This is a genomic window from Actinoplanes auranticolor (assembly GCF_018332655.1).
Taxonomy (GTDB): Bacteria; Actinomycetota; Actinomycetes; order Mycobacteriales; family Micromonosporaceae; genus Actinoplanes; species Actinoplanes auranticolor.
The window spans coordinates 57,265-71,097 of record NZ_BOQL01000034.1 but is presented as its reverse complement, the minus strand read 5'-3'; the positions used below and the strand labels follow the sequence as shown (position 1 = coordinate 71,097).

Genomic DNA, 13,833 nt, shown 5'->3' with positions numbered 1-13,833 from the left:
CCGTGCTCTTCGGGGCAGGCGCGCCGGGCCCGTGGCGTGACATGCTCGACGGCGTGACGGCGCAAGCCAGCAGTGAGTTCCTGGTCGGCCGGGAGGCCGATCTCGCCGCGCTGCGCGACGCCCTGAAGCGCACCCGCAACGCCGAGCCGTCGACCGTGCTGGTCGGCGGCGAGGCGGGCGTCGGCAAGACCCGCCTGGTGGAGGAGTTCTGCCGGGTGGCCACCGCGGAGGGCGCCCGCGTGCTCACCGGCCAGTGCCTGGAGCTGGGCGAGGAGGGCCTGCCCTTCGCGCCGATTGCGGCCGCGCTGCGCCGGCTGGTGCACACCGACGGCCCCGAGGTGCTCGACGGGCGGGAGCAGGACTTCGCGCGACTGCTGCCCGAGCTGGGCCCGCCGCCACCGGACGCTGTCGGTGAGGCCCGCCGCGGCTACCTGTTCGAGCTGGTCGCGGCGCTGTTCGACCGGATCTCCGAGCGTCAGCCGCTGGTGCTGGTGATCGAGGATCTGCACTGGGCCGACCGCTCGACCCGGGACCTGATCGGCTTCCTGATCCGCTCGGCCCGGCTGCCGCACGTGCTGCTGCTGGCCACGTACCGGACCGATGAACTGCACCGCGGCCATCCGCTGCGGCCGTTCCTGGCCGAGCTGGACCGGGTACGCGGCGTGCAGCGCGCCGACCTGGACCGCCTCGACCGGGACGGCACCGCCGAGATGCTGACCCACCTGCTGGGCGCCGAGCCGGAGCCGCGCACGGTCGACGCCGTCCACGAGCGCGCCCAGGGCAACCCGTTCTTCATCGAGCAGTTCGCCGCGTCCGCCGACCCGACCTGCTGCGACATCCCGCACAGCCTGCGCGACCTGTTGCTGACCCGGGTCGACCAGCTCAGCGACGCCGCCCAGCGGGTGCTGCGGGTGGCCGCGGTCGGCGGCACCACGTTCGGTCACGAGCTGCTCAGCCGGGTTGCCGGCATCGACGAGGCCGACCTGGAGTCCGCGCTGCGCGCCGTCGTCGCGGCCCAGCTGATCGTCTTCGACGCGGACGGCGGCTACGAGTTCCGGCACGCCCTGGTGCGCGAGGCCGTCCACGACGACCTGCTGCCGGGGGAGCACGCCCGGCTGCACGCGCGCTACGCCGAGGTGGTCGAGGCCGAGCCGCACCTGGTCGCGATGGGCCGCGCCCCGGCGGAGATCGCCCATCACTGGTACGCGGCCCACGACCACCCCAAGGCCCTGGTCGCCGCCCGTCGCGCGGCGCAGGCGGCCGGCCGGCGGTACGCGTACGCGGAGCAGGCCCGGCTGCTGGAGCGGGTCCTGGAGCTGTGGGAGCAGGTCCCCGAGGCAGCGCAGCTGCTCGGCGCCAGCCACCTCGACCTGCTCGAGGAGACCGGCCTGGTCGCCATCGACGCCGGGGACCACCAGCGCGCCCTCAAGCTGACCAAGGCGGCGCTGGCCGACCTGGACGCCGGGGCCGAGCCGTTGCGGGCGGCGCGGCTGCTCGTGCGCCGCAGCAAGCTGCTCTACAACGCGGGCACCAGCGACGGCGCGGCCGAGGCCCGGGAGGCGTACCGCCTGCTGGGTGCGGCGCCGCCGTCGCAGGAACGGGTGACGCTGATCGCCGACGTCGCGTACGCGCTCGGTGGGGTCGACGACGAGGAGGCCGGCCGGGTGGCCGAGGAGGCCATGGCCGCCGCCCGTCAGATCGGCGACGTGTCCGCCCAGGTGTCCGCGACCATCACGTACGGCCAGGTGTGCGGCGGCCGGTTGTCGGCGGTGGAGGCGCTGCCCGCGATGCAGGCCGCCGCGGTGCGCGCCCGGGAGACCGGCGACCTGCCCAACCTCGCCCGTGCCCTGGTGAACGTCTCCGACACCCTGTTCGAGCTGGGCCGCTACGAGGAGTCCGCGACCACGGCGGCCGAGGGCGTGCCGTACGCGGACCGGGTCGGGGTGCACCGCACCACCGGGGTGTTCCTGCTGGCGAACCACGCCGAGGCGCTGATGGCGCTGGGCCGCTGGGACGAGGCGGACGCCCGGTGCGCGGAGGCGGCCCGGCTGGATCCGCCGGGCACGCTCGCGCTGCCGTGGATGCGGCTGCGCGCCGCGCTGCGCCTGGCCCGCGGACACGAGGGCGCCGAGCCGCTGGCCCACCGGGCCATCGCGTTCCTCGGCCGCCCGTTCCTGCACCGGGAGAACAAGCTGTCCCTGCTGGAGCTGCGCATCCGGCTCGCGCGGCACACCGGCGACCCGGCGGGGGCGGTGGCGGCGGCGCGCACGGCGGTGGACGAGCCGACGCTGGCCGATCGCCCGCGCTACGGCTGGCCCTTGCTCGCCGTCGCGGCCGCCGCCGCGGTCGAGTCGGCCGACGACGAGCTGGCCACCCGGATCCGGCAGCTCGCCGGGGCGATACCGCAGCGCTATCCCGCCGACCGCGCGTACGCGACGCAGGTCGCCGCGACGCTGACCGGCCGGCCGCAGCTGTGGCGGGAGGCGGTGGCCGCGTGGCGGGCCGACGGTCAGCGGTATCCGTTGGCCGAGGCGCTGCTGGGGCTGGCCACGGCGGCGGCCGGAGCCGGTGACCGCCCGGGTGCTGGAGCAGCGGTCGAGGAGGTGGCGGCGGTGGCGGGCGCGCTGGGCGCCGGGCCGCTGACGGAGGCGGCGGACACCCTGGCCCGCCGGATCGGGTTGCGCTCGGCGGCGCATCCGGCCGCCACGGGTACGGAGACGCTGACCGACCGGGAACGGGAGGTGCTGCGGCTGGTGGCCGAAGGGCTCAGCAACAGCGGCATCGCCAAGCAGCTCTACATCTCGCCGAAGACGGCCAGCGTGCACGTCTCCCGGATCATCGCGAAGCTGGCGGTGGCGAGCCGCGGCGAGGCCGCCGCGGTCGCGCACCGCCTGGGACTGCTCGACGACTGACGGCTCAGCGCCGGGCCAGCCACGCCGCGACTCCGGAGACCCAGAGCGTCGCGGTGATCGCGCCGATGGCCAGGGTCAGGGATCCCGCGGCGCCGCCGCTCATCGCCCACAGGTTGCCGGCCAGCAGCGCCGTGCCGGCCACCGCGGACCCGACCGCGGCGGCGCGCTGTCCCGCGCGGCTGAAGTGCCGGGCCAGCACGTAACAAGCGGCGATCGACGCGGCGAAGGCGACCGTGCCCGCGGCCATGTGGCCGTAACCGGGCCAGCTCAGCGTCGCGGGCATCCCGGCCGGCGTGCCGGCCGGGAAGCCGTCCGCCGGGTCCATGGTGAAGATGCCGGCGGCGATCATGCCGGCCCCGTTCGCCGCGACCAGCCGGGGCAGCCACCTGCTCGGCAGCGCCCGCCGCAGCCCGGCCGCCCCGATCATGGTGAGCGCGCCGGCGACGACGAAATTGGTGATCTGCAACCAGCCGAGCGAGCCGTTGCTGAGCATGCTGAGCGGATGCCGCGTCAGGTCGAAGCCGTCCCGGGTCGCGGCCTGGGCCAGAGCGACGGCCGCCCACAGCGGCCCGCCGACGGCGGCGCAGGTGAGCAGGGCACGGGTGCGGGACACGGTACGGGCGGCGATCGCGGTCATGGTCTGAGCCTCTCTGTGGCTTCGTAAGCTGCCGTTCTGCCGCTACGTCGGTTCCGCGATGTGACAGGGAATGGTTCCATTACCTGTCAGATCCGTTGGTCGACGTTGGTGCACACGACAACGCGACCACCGAGAACGGAGCAGGACATGCGCTACCTGATGACGACCCGGCCCACCGAGCAGTCCGCCGACGAGACCCTGTACGCCGAGATGGGCAAGTTCATCGAGGAGCTGACCGCCGCCGGGGTCCTGCTGGCCACCGGGGGTCTGGAGCCGGGCGGTGTCCGGGTCACCTCGGTGGGCGACGAGATCACGGTGACCGACGGCCCGTTCACCGAGGCCAAGGAGGCAGTGGCCGGCTTCGCCCTGGTGGAGGTCCGGTCCCGCGAGGAGGCCATCGAACTGACCCGCCGCTTCCGCCGCATCGTCGGTGACGGGGAGAGCGTCATCCAGCAGGTCTTCGGCCCGTGACCGACCCGCCGACCGCCGCCGGCCCGGCCACCGGGCCGGCGGTGACCGACGTGCACGCCCGCATCGACGCGGTCGTCAAACTGGAGTCGGCCCGGATCGTGGCGGCGCTCATGCGCGTCGTGCACGACGTCGGGCTGGCCGAGGAACTGGCCCAGGACGCGCTCGTCGCCGCCCTCGAACAGTGGCCGGCTGCCGGCGTACCGGAAAATCCCGGCGCCTGGCTGACGGCGATCGCCAAACGCCGGGCCGTCGACCACATCCGTCGCTCCCGCCGGCACGACCGCAAGGCCGAGCAGTACGCCCGCGAGCAGGACCAGCCGCCGGAGCCCGCGGCGGAACGCGACGACGTGCTGCGGCTGATGTTCATCTCCTGCCACCCGCTGCTGCCCACCGAGCAGCGGGTCGCGCTGACCCTGCGGGTGGTCGGCGGCCTGACCGCCGCCGAGATCGCCCGCGCGTTCCTGGTCACCGAGCCGGTCGTGGCCCGCCGGATCGCGACGGCGAAACGCACCCTGGCCGAGGCCGGGGTGCCGTTCGCTCTGCCGGAGGCGGACGACCTGGCCGCACGGCTGTCGTCGGTCCTGGAGGTCGTCTACCTGATCTTCAACGAGGGCTACTCGGCGAGCTCGGGCGACGACCTGATCCGCCCGGCTCTGTGCCTGGACGCGCTGCGGCTGGGCCGTCTGCTCGCGGAGCTCGCGCCGCAGGAGGCCGAGGTGCACGGCCTGGTCGCGCTGATGGAGATCCAGGCGTCCCGCTCGGCGGCGCGCACCGGCCCGGCCGGCGAACCGGTCCAGCTGCACGAGCAGAACCGCGGCCGCTGGGATCAGCTGCTGATCCGGCGCGGCTTCACCGCGATGCTCCGGGCCCGCGAGATCGGGGGTACGCCGGGACCGTACGTCCTGCAGGCGGCGATCGCCGTCTGTCACGCCCAGGCCCGCACGGCGGCCGACACCGACTGGGCGCAGATCGCGGCCCTCTACGGCGCTCTCGCCCGGCTGCTGCCGACGCCGATCGTCCAGCTGAACCGGGCAGTGGCGATCGGCATGGCGGCGGGACCCGAGGCCGGGCTGGAGGTGGCCGACGCGTTGCTGGCCGACCCGGCGTTGCGCGACTACCACCTGCTGCCGGGAGTGCGGGGTGACCTGCTGCTGCGGGCAGGCCGGGCGGCGGAGGCGCGCCGGGAGTTCGAGCGGGCCGCGGGGCTGGCGCGCAACGCCGCCGAGAGTGCTTTCCTGCGCCGCCGGGCCGCGGAGATCACGGTGCCGGAGCCCGCCGGCCGCACGGTGGGGGAGGCGAGCGCGGCCTTCCTGGCCCGCGACGATCTCGATCCGGCGACGCTGCGGTCCTACGGTCAGACGCTGACGCGGCTGGGCCGGGCGGTGGGGGAAGGCTTGCCACTGTCGTCGCTGACGCCGGATCTGGTGAGCCGGGCCTGTGTTGTGGCCTGGGGGGATGCGGCGCCTCGGACGTGGAATCGGCATGTGGCGGCGATCCGCTCGTTCAGCGCGTGGGCGTCCGGGCCGGGTGGGGAGCGGCCTTTCGGCGCAGCGGCTGGTGGTCTCGCGCCGGCTTCGGCGACCGGGAATGCCGGAGTCGTGGCGGGTCGTGCAGCTGGGGGTGCGGCGGGATTGGGGGATGCCGGGGTTTTCGCGGGTGGGCTCAGGCGGAGGCCGGAGACCGGGGGTCGGATCGCGGCGCTTGCCGGCCCGGATCTGGATCGGCTGTGGGAGCGCGCCGACGTGGCGGTGCGGGAGCGCACCCTGTGGCGGCTGTTGCACGAGTCCGGCGCCGGTGTCCGGGCGGTGCTTGGGCTGAATGTCGAGGATCTTGATCTGGACGACCGCCGGGCCCGCGGCGGCGCCGGTCGGGTGAGCTGGCGGGCGGGCACGGCACGGCTGCTGCCCGAGCTGCTGGCGGGCCGGACGCGGGGACCGCTGTTCCTGGCGGACCGCCGCCCGGGCCCGGGACGGATGCCGGCGGAGGCCGACCGTTGCCCGGACACCGGCCGCGGCCGGCTCTCCTACGAGCGCGCGGAATACCTCTTCAAGCAGGCCACCGGCGCCACTCTGCGCATGCTCAGGCCGCGCTGACCCTCAGCGCGTCGCCGCTCGCCAGCTGTCCGCGGTGCTTTCGTCGTAGTAGCGGGTGAAGTCGCAGGTCCAGACCTTGGCGTCGGCCACGGTGGAGCCGTCCCTGTCGTACTCGCCGCTGACCAGCAGGCGGGTTCCGATCCCGTAGGCGGGGGGCCCGTATCCCATCGAGACGGAGTAGCCGTCGGGTGGGGGCATGTCGACGGCGACGGTGGCGCCGGAGCCGCCGGCGAACCATTCGTGCACGGTGAACGTCACGCCTGCCTGGTTGCGGACGCTGTCCGGCCGGTCGATGTGGCCGGTCCCGATGGCGGTCACGGTGCCGTCGAAGGCGAACGCGCGGCGGGCCACCTCTCTCGGTGAGTAGGCGAGGGCGCAGGAGCCGCCGGGGGCGCCGGGCAGGGCACCGGTCCGCCGGTCAGCCGACGGGTGGGCGGCCGGGGGCGCGGTGGTCCGGTCGTCGGGTGGTGAGCTGGTCAGCGCGCCCGCGCCCACGACGGCTGCCATCGATGCGGCCACCAGGCTTCCCGCACCCCAGGCGATCCGCGACCGGCGCCACCGGCGCACCCGTCGCCCCTCGGCAGGGAGCGCGGCGAGTGCGGGCGGTTCGGCGGGCGCGGGCGGTGCGGTGAAAGTGAGCGGCGCGGTGAGAGAGGGGGAGGGGGACGCGGTGAAGGTGGGGGGCGTGGTGGGAGAGGGCGGCGGGGCGAGGGCAGTGAGGGCGGCAAGCGCGGCGGGGGACAGGGCGGCGGGCGCCCGGTCGGCGTCCTCGGCGAACAGCAGCCGCAGCTCGCGTTCCAGCTGGTCGGTCATGACGTCTCCTTCAGGGCAGCCGCGACGCCGCTGGCGCGCAGGGTGGCCAGCGCCCTGGAGGTGGTCGCCCGGACGGCGCTGACGGTCACTCCCATCGCCTCGGCGATGCCGGCGTCGTCGAGGTCGGCGTAGTAGCGCAGGACGAGCGCGGTCCGGGCGCGGGGAGCGAGGGTGGCCAGCACCTGGCGCAGCTGGTCGCGGTCGGCGACCCCGTCGGCCGGGTCGGCTGTGCCCGCCGGTTCCCAGCCGGCCAGGTCGGTCGGTCGTTCGGTCGACGAACGCCGCCGGTGCCAGTTCAGGTGGGCGTTGACCAGTATCCGGCGCACGTAGGCGTCGGGCTGGCGGGCGGCGGCGACCTTCCGCCACTGCCGGTACGCGTCGGTGAGAGCGGTCTGCGTCAGATCTTCGGCGCGGTGGGCGTCACCGGTCAGCACATACGCCAGCCGGAGCAGGGAGTGGCCCTGCTCGGTGACGTACTCCTCGAAGCTCACCCGTGACCCCCTCGATCCGCCTCACCTCAAGAGACGCATCGGGGCGGCGCATCCGCTGCATCAGCGGGCGGCCGAGGGCTCAGCCGCGGGCGGCGAGGGCCTGCTGGTAGAGGCGGCCGGCGCGGTAGGAGGAGCGGACCAGGGGACCGCTCATCACGCCGGCGAAGCCGATCTCCTCGGCCTCCGCGTTCAGCTCGACGAACTCCTCCGGCTTCACCCAGCGCTCCACCGGGTGGTGGCGGGGGGTGGGGCGCAGATACTGCGTGATGGTGATCAGCTCGCAGCCGGCCGCGTGCAGGTCGCGCAGGGCCTGGGAGACCTCGGCGCGTTCCTCGCCCATGCCCAGGATCAGGTTGCTCTTGGTGACCAGGCCGGCCGCGCGGGCCTGGGTGATCACGTCGAGGGAGCGCTCGTAGCGGAAGCCGGGGCGGATGCGCTTGAAGATGCGGGGGACCGTCTCGACGTTGTGCGCGAGGACCTCGGGCGCCGCGCCGAAGACCTCGGCGAGCTGGTCGGGCTCCGCGTTGAAGTCGGGGATCAGCAGCTCGACGCCGCAGCCGGGCTGCAGCTTGTGGATCTGGCGGACAGTCTCGGCATAGAGCCAGGCGCCGCCGTCCGGGAGGTCGTCGCGGGCCACGCCGGTGACCGTCGCGTACTTCAGGCCCATTGTGGCGACCGACTCGCCCACCCGGCGCGGCTCGTCGGCGTCGAACTCGGCCGGCTTTCCGGTGTCGATCTGGCAGAAGTCGCAGCGGCGGGTGCACTGGTCACCGCCGATGAGGAAGGTCGCCTCGCGGTCCTCCCAACATTCGTAGATGTTGGGGCAGCCGGCCTCCTGGCAGACCGTGTGCAGGCCCTCTTTCTGCACGAGGCCACGCATGTGCGTGTACTCCGGGCCCATCTTGGCTTTGACTTTGATCCACGGCGGCTTGCGCTCGATGGGAGTTTCGGCGTTGCGCGCCTCGATGCGCAGCATGCGGCGGCCCTCGGGAGCAATAGTCACAAGGCTGAGGTTACGCCGAAAGCAAGATCAACCGTTGCGGGGGCGGTGAGGCTCACACAGCAGTTTCTGTGAGTGCTCTCACGCGTGCCGGGGAAACCCGGTTTGCCGGTCGTCCGGGCGTTGTTAAGGTCCCGTCCACGGTGATGACGGAACCGAGTAGCGCCCCGATCCCATCGGCCGAGAGAGCCACCACGAGCTGTGACGGTGGCCCGGTGCCGGGGCGTGAAGACACTCCCGAGCCGGGTACGACAAGAGGCGCCTGATCGAGGCGTGAAGGTGTGGTGGCACCGCGAGGATCCCGCTCGCCCACACCTCCCTGGGGCCGCGTTGCAGTCACCGAGGAGGTAAAAGCCGTGCAACGCATCCTCTCCACCGAACTGGCCCGGCACACCGGCGAGACCGTCACGGTCGCCGGCTGGGTCCACCGCCGCCGGCTGCTCAAGTCCGTGGCGTTCCTGATCGTCCGGGACGCCGCCGGGCTCACCCAGGTCGTCGTCACCGAGCCCGAGCTGCGGGCCCGGATCGAGACGCTGGGCGAGGAGTCCGTGGTCGAGCTGACCGGCACTGTCACCGCCAACCCGGCCGCGCCGGCCGGGGTCGAGCTCACCGCTCCCGCACTGCTGCGGGTCCTGAACGCTGTGTCCGTACCGTTGCCTTTTGATCTGCACCGGCCCGCCCTGACCGCGGCCCTGCCCACCCAGCTCGACCAGGCCGCCCTGTCGTTGCGGCATCCGGGCCGGGCCGGTGCCCTGCGGATCGCGGCCGCCGCGGCCGCGGGCTTCCGGGCCGCGCTGGAGCAGCGCCGCTTCGTCGAGATCCACACGCCGAAGATCGTGGCATCGACCAGTGAGTCTTCAGTCCGGTCAGGGGTGGTGGCGGGGCGGTCGGACGGGGAGTCCGGGGCGAACGTCTTCGCGCTGGACTACTTCGGCCGGCCCGCCTACCTGGCCCAGTCGCCGCAGTTCTACAAGCAGCTGATGGTCGGGGTGTTCGAGCGGGTCTACGAGGTCGGGCCGGTGTTCCGGGCCGAGCCGCACGACACGGCCCGGCACCTGGCCCAGTACACGTCGCTGGACGCGGAGCTGGGCTTCATCGCCGACCACCGCGACGTGATGGCCGTGCTCACCGAGGTGGTGGCGGCGATGACGGCCACGGTGGCCGAGCGGACCGGGGCCGCCGTGCCGAAGGTGCCGGCGGAGATCCCGGCGCTGCACTTCGCGGAGGCATTGCGGATCGTGGGTGCGCCGGCGGACGAGCCCGACCTGGCCCCGGCGCACGAGCGGGCGCTGGGGGAGTGGGCGCTGCGCGAGCACGGGTCCGAGTTCGTCTTCGTGACCGGTTATCCGATGCGCAAGCGGCCGTTCTACACCCATCCGCAGCCGTCCGACCCGGTCTGGTCGAACAGCTTCGACCTGCTGTTCCGCGGGCTCGAGCTGGTCACCGGCGGCCAGCGGCTGCACCGCTACGCCGACTACGAGGCCGCGCTGGCCGCGCGGGGGGAGCCGACGGGGGCCTACCGGGGCTATCTCGACGGTTTCCGGTACGGGATGCCACCGCACGGCGGCTTCGCGATCGGCCTGGAACGTTTCGTGGCCCGGCTGACCGGCGCCGCGAACGTCCGCGAGGTCACCGCTTTTCCCCGCGACCGGCACCGGGTCACGCCGTGACCGCCGGCAACGCGGGGCCGCGGGCGGCACCGGCCGGGTCGGCGCGCCCGGTCCCGGAACCGGGCGTCAGACCAGGACGGCGATCGTCACGCCGACCACGATGATCAGCGGGACGATCGTGGTGCAGACCAGGATCCACCAGGCGACCGGATGGCCGAAGTTCAGCGCGAGCCCGCCGCCCTGCTTCGGCACGAAGACCCGCTTGTCGCGCGGGTCGCGGTAGGGGCTCAAAGCAGAGCCGGCAGGTGGCGTTCGACGACCGGCAGCAGGTCGTCGACCGTCACCGGCCGGCCCAGCTCCGCGCTCAGCGACGTGACGCCCGCGTCGCGGATGCCGCACGGCACGAAACGGTCGAAGTTGCTCAGGTCGCAGTCGCCGTTGATGGCGAAGCCGTGCTGGGTGACCCCGCGGGCCACCCGGATGCCGATCGCGGCGATCTTGCGGTCCGGGCCGCGCTCGTCGGCGCGCACCCAGGCGCCGCTGCGGCCCTCGACCCGGTCCGTGGTGACGCCGAACTCCGCGCACACGTCGATCAGCAGCTGCTCGACGCGGCGGACGTAGGCGACCACGTCGATCGGGTCGGCGAGCTTGACGATCGGGTAGCCGACGAGCTGGCCCGGGCCGTGCCAGGTGATCTTGCCGCCGCGGTCGACGTCGACCACCGGGGTGCCGTCCAGCGGGCGGTCCATCGGCTCGGTGCGCTTGCCGGCGGTGAAGACGCTGGGATGCTCGAGCAGCAGGATCGTGTCCGGCTGGGTGCCGGCCACCACGGCGTCGTGCAGCCGGCGCTGGGTCTCCCAGGCCTCGCGGTAGTCGACCAGCCCGGGACGCAGCACCTGCAACGTAGAAGTCGTCACGCTGCCAGCCTAGTCCGTCAGTTTCCGCGGGCCACCGGGTCGATGCCCGGGCGGATGCGCCACAGCAGCACGCCGCCGACGCGTTCCGGCTCGCCGAACAGGTCGGTGGCGGTCATCTCCAGCGCGGCCCGGAACACCGGGCCCTGCGAGCCGGTCACCTGCGGCGCCAGGAACACCGCCTCGACCTTCCAATAGGCCAGGTCGTTGCGGGTCTGCTCGCGGTCGTAGTCGCCGATCGGGACGATCTCGCCGTACAGGGCGGCGCGCAGGAACTTCCAGTCGGTCTGCCGGGGGCTGGCACCGATCTGCCCGACCCCCTCCGGGCCGCCGGGGCCGAGGAAGTAGCCGTCCGGGATCCGGAACTGCTTGCCGCCGCGGGCCATCGTGTACGCCTGCCAGCGCTGCCCGTCCGCGGTGTCGGTGGTCGCGAACGGCAGCGCGGTCAGCACCCCGCCGTCGCTCACGTACTCCTTCCAGATGCCGTCGGCGATGAACGCGGGCTCGGGTGCGCGTTCGCCGGTCAGCACCGGCATCGGGAACAGCGGCACCAGCGCGACCGCGAAGGCGGCGGCCCACTGGGCGCGCTCGCGCACCGGCGGCACCGGGTCGGTCAGCAGGCGGTCCGCGGCCAGCGCCAGCAGCACGCCGATGACGCAGGCCACCACCAGGGCGAAGCGGCCGGGCAGGGCGGAGTCGAACAGCGGCAGGTCGATCAGGGCCGCGTACGGCAGCTTGATCTCGGTGGTGTCCTTGAAGAACTTGAGCTGCGGCCCCAGGGACAGCAGCAGGAAGACGGCACCCACCGTGTAGAGCCCGATCAGGGTGTCGAACCGGCCGGGGCGCGCGTGCCGGCGCAGCGTCACCAGGCACGCCACGGCCAGCACGATCAGCGGCAGGCCGAAGAACGACGTCTCCTCGGTCGGGTTCGGCGCCAGATCGCTGCCCAGCCCCAGCCAGCCGGCCAGCGAGCGGGTCGGATACCCGAGGTAGGCGCCGATGTCCTCGGCGTAGTGGGCCTGATTGAAACCGGTGCCCTTGAAGGTCTGCGGCCCGGCGAAGTGCATGTAGAGCGGGTACGCCAGCAGGATCCCGGCGACCGCGGCCGTCACGCCCAGCCCGGCCAGCACGGTCGGCAGCGCGGCGCGGGCCGCCGCCCGGCTGTGCGGCATCAGCGACCGGGTCACCAGGAACACCCCGGTCGCCAGCGCGGTGAAGAACAGCCCCTCGGCGGCGATGGAGAAGCCGACCGCCACCAGCACGCCGAGGATCAGGCCGTGCCGCAGCCAGCGGCGCGGCTCGGGCAGCTTGAGCACCCACCACAGCACCAGCGGCGGGATCCAGCCGGCCGTCCAGTTCAGGTGGCCGTTGGCGTGCGAGATGAAGCCGGGCGCGAAACCGCAGAACAGTCCGCCCAGGGCCGCGGCGGCCGGCTGGCGCACCAGGTAGCGGCGCAGGAACAGATACCAGGTGAAGGCCGCGGCGGCGAGGTTCAGGGTGAGGATCGTCGCGAAGCTGATCTCGGGGCCGGCCAGGACGGTCAGCGGTGAGAACAGGACGATGTAGACGGTGATGGAGGTGTTGGCGGCCAGGTTAACGCCGACCGGGGTGTTCATCAGGTCGGTGAAGAACGGATCGGCGCCGTGGCCCAGCAGGTAGACGCCGTAGCCCAGCAGCCACTCGAAGAAGGCCTGATCGCCCGCGTTCTTGGCGATGACGTGCCCGGCCGGGTCGCGCCACAGCCCGTTGGTCACCCAGACGGCGAGCGCCAGGGCGACCACGGCGACGATCAGATGAGGGCGCCAGGAACGGCCGCCGCGGCGGGTCGGGGACTCGACCGGCGGATCGGCGGGCTCTGACGGGGCTGCGGCGACGACGGACACCAGGCGCAGGTTAGCAAGCTTCGGCGCTACGGCCTGCCCGCCGTACTCGATTGCTGATCGATCGCGGCCCGCAGCGCCGTCTCCAGAGTCGGCTGGGTGAAGGTGAAGCCCGCCTTCCGCAGGACCCCCGGCAGCACCCGCTGACTGCGCAGCGCCTCGTGGGCGAACTCGCCCAGGGCGACCTGCAGGGCGATCCCCGGCACTTGCAGCACCGCCGGCCGGTTCAGCACCTTGCCGAGGACCTGGGTAAACGTGGCGTTGGTGACCGGCTCGGGGCCGACCAGGTTGACCGGGCCGGCCAGATCGTCGCGCTCCAGCAGGAAGTCGACGGCACCGAGCCAGTCGGCCAGGCCGATCCAGGGGACCCACTGCTTGCCGCCGCCGAGCTTGGCCCCGGCGCCCATCCGGAACGGCATCATCTGCGGTTTGAGCAATCCGCCGTTCTCATCCAGTGGGAGGCCGGTGCGCAGCAGGGCGACCCGGGTGCCGGCGTCCTCGGCGGGACGGGCCGCGGCCTCCCAGACCCGGCACACGTCGGCCAGGAAGCCGGTGCCGGCCGGGGCCTCCTCGGTGACCGCGCGGTCGCCGGTGTCGCCGTACCAGCCGACGGCGGAGGACTGCAGCAGCACGCGGGGGCGGTCGGCGGCCGGCAGATTCCTGATCGCGTGGGCGATCGTGCCGGCCGTGTCCACCCGGCTGCTGCGGATCAGGCTCTTGTAGCGGGCGTTCCAGCGCTTGTCCCCGACGCCGGCCCCGGCCAGGTTGATCACCGCGCCGGCCCCCGCGACCACCGCCTGGTCGAGCTGGCCGGAGGACGGCTTCCAGGTGGCCTCGTCGGCGGCCTGGGCGGGGTGCCGGACGAGCCGGGTGACGTCGTGGCCGGCGGCGCGCAGCCGCTCGGCGAGCCGGGTGCCGAGGAAACCGGACGCGCCGGCCAGGAGAATCCGCATATCTCCATCATTCCCGAAGTTGAACCCGCTCAAAACAAAGAAGGGGCGCAAAAGCGCCC

General features: G+C 73.5%; 12 protein-coding genes. 4 read left to right on the top strand and 8 right to left on the bottom strand.

The genetic code is table 11. The features are described from left to right. The first annotated feature begins 53 nt into the window (after nucleotides 1-53). A complete protein-coding gene (locus tag Aau02nite_RS21800; RefSeq protein ID WP_246595337.1) occupies nucleotides 54-2,912 on the top strand; it encodes a helix-turn-helix transcriptional regulator in 2,859 nt (952 codons plus the stop codon). Between the two features lie 4 nt (nucleotides 2,913-2,916). Here Aau02nite_RS21800 and Aau02nite_RS21795 read toward each other — a convergent pair whose 3' ends face one another. Next, complete coding sequence (locus Aau02nite_RS21795) at nucleotides 2,917-3,549, bottom strand: DUF998 domain-containing protein (RefSeq protein ID WP_212990378.1); 633 nt, start codon at nucleotides 3,547-3,549, stop codon at nucleotides 2,917-2,919. A 147-nt stretch (nucleotides 3,550-3,696) separates the two neighbouring features. On the opposite strand from Aau02nite_RS21795, the gene Aau02nite_RS21790 reads away from it, so the two are divergent. Together Aau02nite_RS21790 and Aau02nite_RS47705 are read left to right on the top strand one after the other, a co-directional pair. Next, complete coding sequence (locus Aau02nite_RS21790; protein ID WP_212990377.1) at nucleotides 3,697-4,020, top strand: YciI family protein; 324 nt, start codon at nucleotides 3,697-3,699, stop codon at nucleotides 4,018-4,020. Beyond that, nucleotides 4,017-6,113 carry an RNA polymerase sigma factor gene (locus Aau02nite_RS47705; RefSeq protein WP_212990376.1) on the top strand — a complete coding sequence of 699 codons (2,097 nt, stop codon included), beginning with the start codon at nucleotides 4,017-4,019 and terminating at the stop codon, nucleotides 6,111-6,113. The genes Aau02nite_RS21790 and Aau02nite_RS47705 overlap by 4 nt, the downstream gene beginning before the upstream one ends. Before the next feature lie 3 nt (nucleotides 6,114-6,116). On the opposite strand, the gene Aau02nite_RS21780 is transcribed toward Aau02nite_RS47705, so the two are convergent. The 3 genes from Aau02nite_RS21780 to lipA form a co-directional block, all read right to left on the bottom strand. Next, nucleotides 6,117-6,926 carry a hypothetical protein gene (locus Aau02nite_RS21780; RefSeq protein ID WP_212990375.1) on the bottom strand — a complete coding sequence of 270 codons (810 nt, stop codon included), beginning with the start codon at nucleotides 6,924-6,926 and terminating at the stop codon, nucleotides 6,117-6,119. Next, on the bottom strand, nucleotides 6,923-7,417 hold the full coding sequence (locus tag Aau02nite_RS21775; RefSeq protein ID WP_212990374.1) for a SigE family RNA polymerase sigma factor: 495 nt from the start codon (nucleotides 7,415-7,417) through the stop codon (nucleotides 6,923-6,925). Before Aau02nite_RS21775 ends, Aau02nite_RS21780 begins: the two co-directional genes overlap by 4 nt. A gap of 79 nt (nucleotides 7,418-7,496) precedes the next feature. Continuing rightward, nucleotides 7,497-8,393 (bottom strand): lipoyl synthase, encoded by an 897-nt coding sequence (gene lipA / locus Aau02nite_RS21770; RefSeq protein WP_212990404.1) that lies wholly within the window; start codon nucleotides 8,391-8,393, stop codon nucleotides 7,497-7,499. Nucleotides 8,394-8,773: 380 nt separating this feature from the next. Between lipA and aspS the strand changes: the two genes are divergently transcribed. Next, nucleotides 8,774-10,087, top strand: a complete 1,314-nt coding sequence (gene aspS, locus Aau02nite_RS21765; RefSeq protein ID WP_212990373.1) for an aspartate--tRNA(Asn) ligase — start codon at nucleotides 8,774-8,776, stop codon at nucleotides 10,085-10,087. A 66-nt stretch (nucleotides 10,088-10,153) separates the two neighbouring features. Here the strand turns inward: aspS and Aau02nite_RS21760 are convergent, their stop codons facing one another. Genes Aau02nite_RS21760 through Aau02nite_RS21745 form a run of 4 tightly spaced genes read right to left on the bottom strand, consistent with a single transcriptional unit; the run spans nucleotide 10,154 to nucleotide 13,774 of the window. Continuing rightward, nucleotides 10,154-10,318, bottom strand: a complete 165-nt coding sequence (locus Aau02nite_RS21760; protein ID WP_212990372.1) for a peptide ABC transporter substrate-binding protein — start codon at nucleotides 10,316-10,318, stop codon at nucleotides 10,154-10,156. After that, entirely contained in the window at nucleotides 10,315-10,944 is a 630-nt protein-coding gene (lipB, locus tag Aau02nite_RS21755; protein WP_212990371.1) for a lipoyl(octanoyl) transferase LipB, read from the bottom strand. Before lipB ends, Aau02nite_RS21760 begins: the two co-directional genes overlap by 4 nt. Nucleotides 10,945-10,961: 17 nt before the next feature. Further along, a complete protein-coding gene (locus Aau02nite_RS21750; protein ID WP_212990370.1) occupies nucleotides 10,962-12,824 on the bottom strand; it encodes a DUF6311 domain-containing protein in 1,863 nt (620 codons plus the stop codon). Nucleotides 12,825-12,850: 26 nt separating this feature from the next. Then, nucleotides 12,851-13,774 (bottom strand): TIGR01777 family oxidoreductase, encoded by a 924-nt coding sequence (locus tag Aau02nite_RS21745; protein ID WP_212990369.1) that lies wholly within the window; start codon nucleotides 13,772-13,774, stop codon nucleotides 12,851-12,853. Nucleotides 13,775-13,833 lie beyond the last annotated feature (59 nt).

Bases quoted from the DNA above. Each gene is read 5' to 3' on its own strand.
- Aau02nite_RS21795 (WP_212990378.1), bottom strand. From the start codon at position 3,549: ATGACCGCGATCGCCGCCCGTACCGTGTCCCGCACCCGTGCCCTGCTC.
- Aau02nite_RS21790 (WP_212990377.1), top strand. From the start codon at position 3,697: ATGCGCTACCTGATGACGACCCGGCCCACCGAGCAGTCCGCCGACGAG.
- Aau02nite_RS21780 (WP_212990375.1), bottom strand. From the start codon at position 6,926: ATGACCGACCAGCTGGAACGCGAGCTGCGGCTGCTGTTCGCCGAGGAC.
- lipA (WP_212990404.1), bottom strand. From the start codon at position 8,393: ATGCTGCGCATCGAGGCGCGCAACGCCGAAACTCCCATCGAGCGCAAG.
- Aau02nite_RS21745 (WP_212990369.1), bottom strand. From the start codon at position 13,774: ATGCGGATTCTCCTGGCCGGCGCGTCCGGTTTCCTCGGCACCCGGCTC.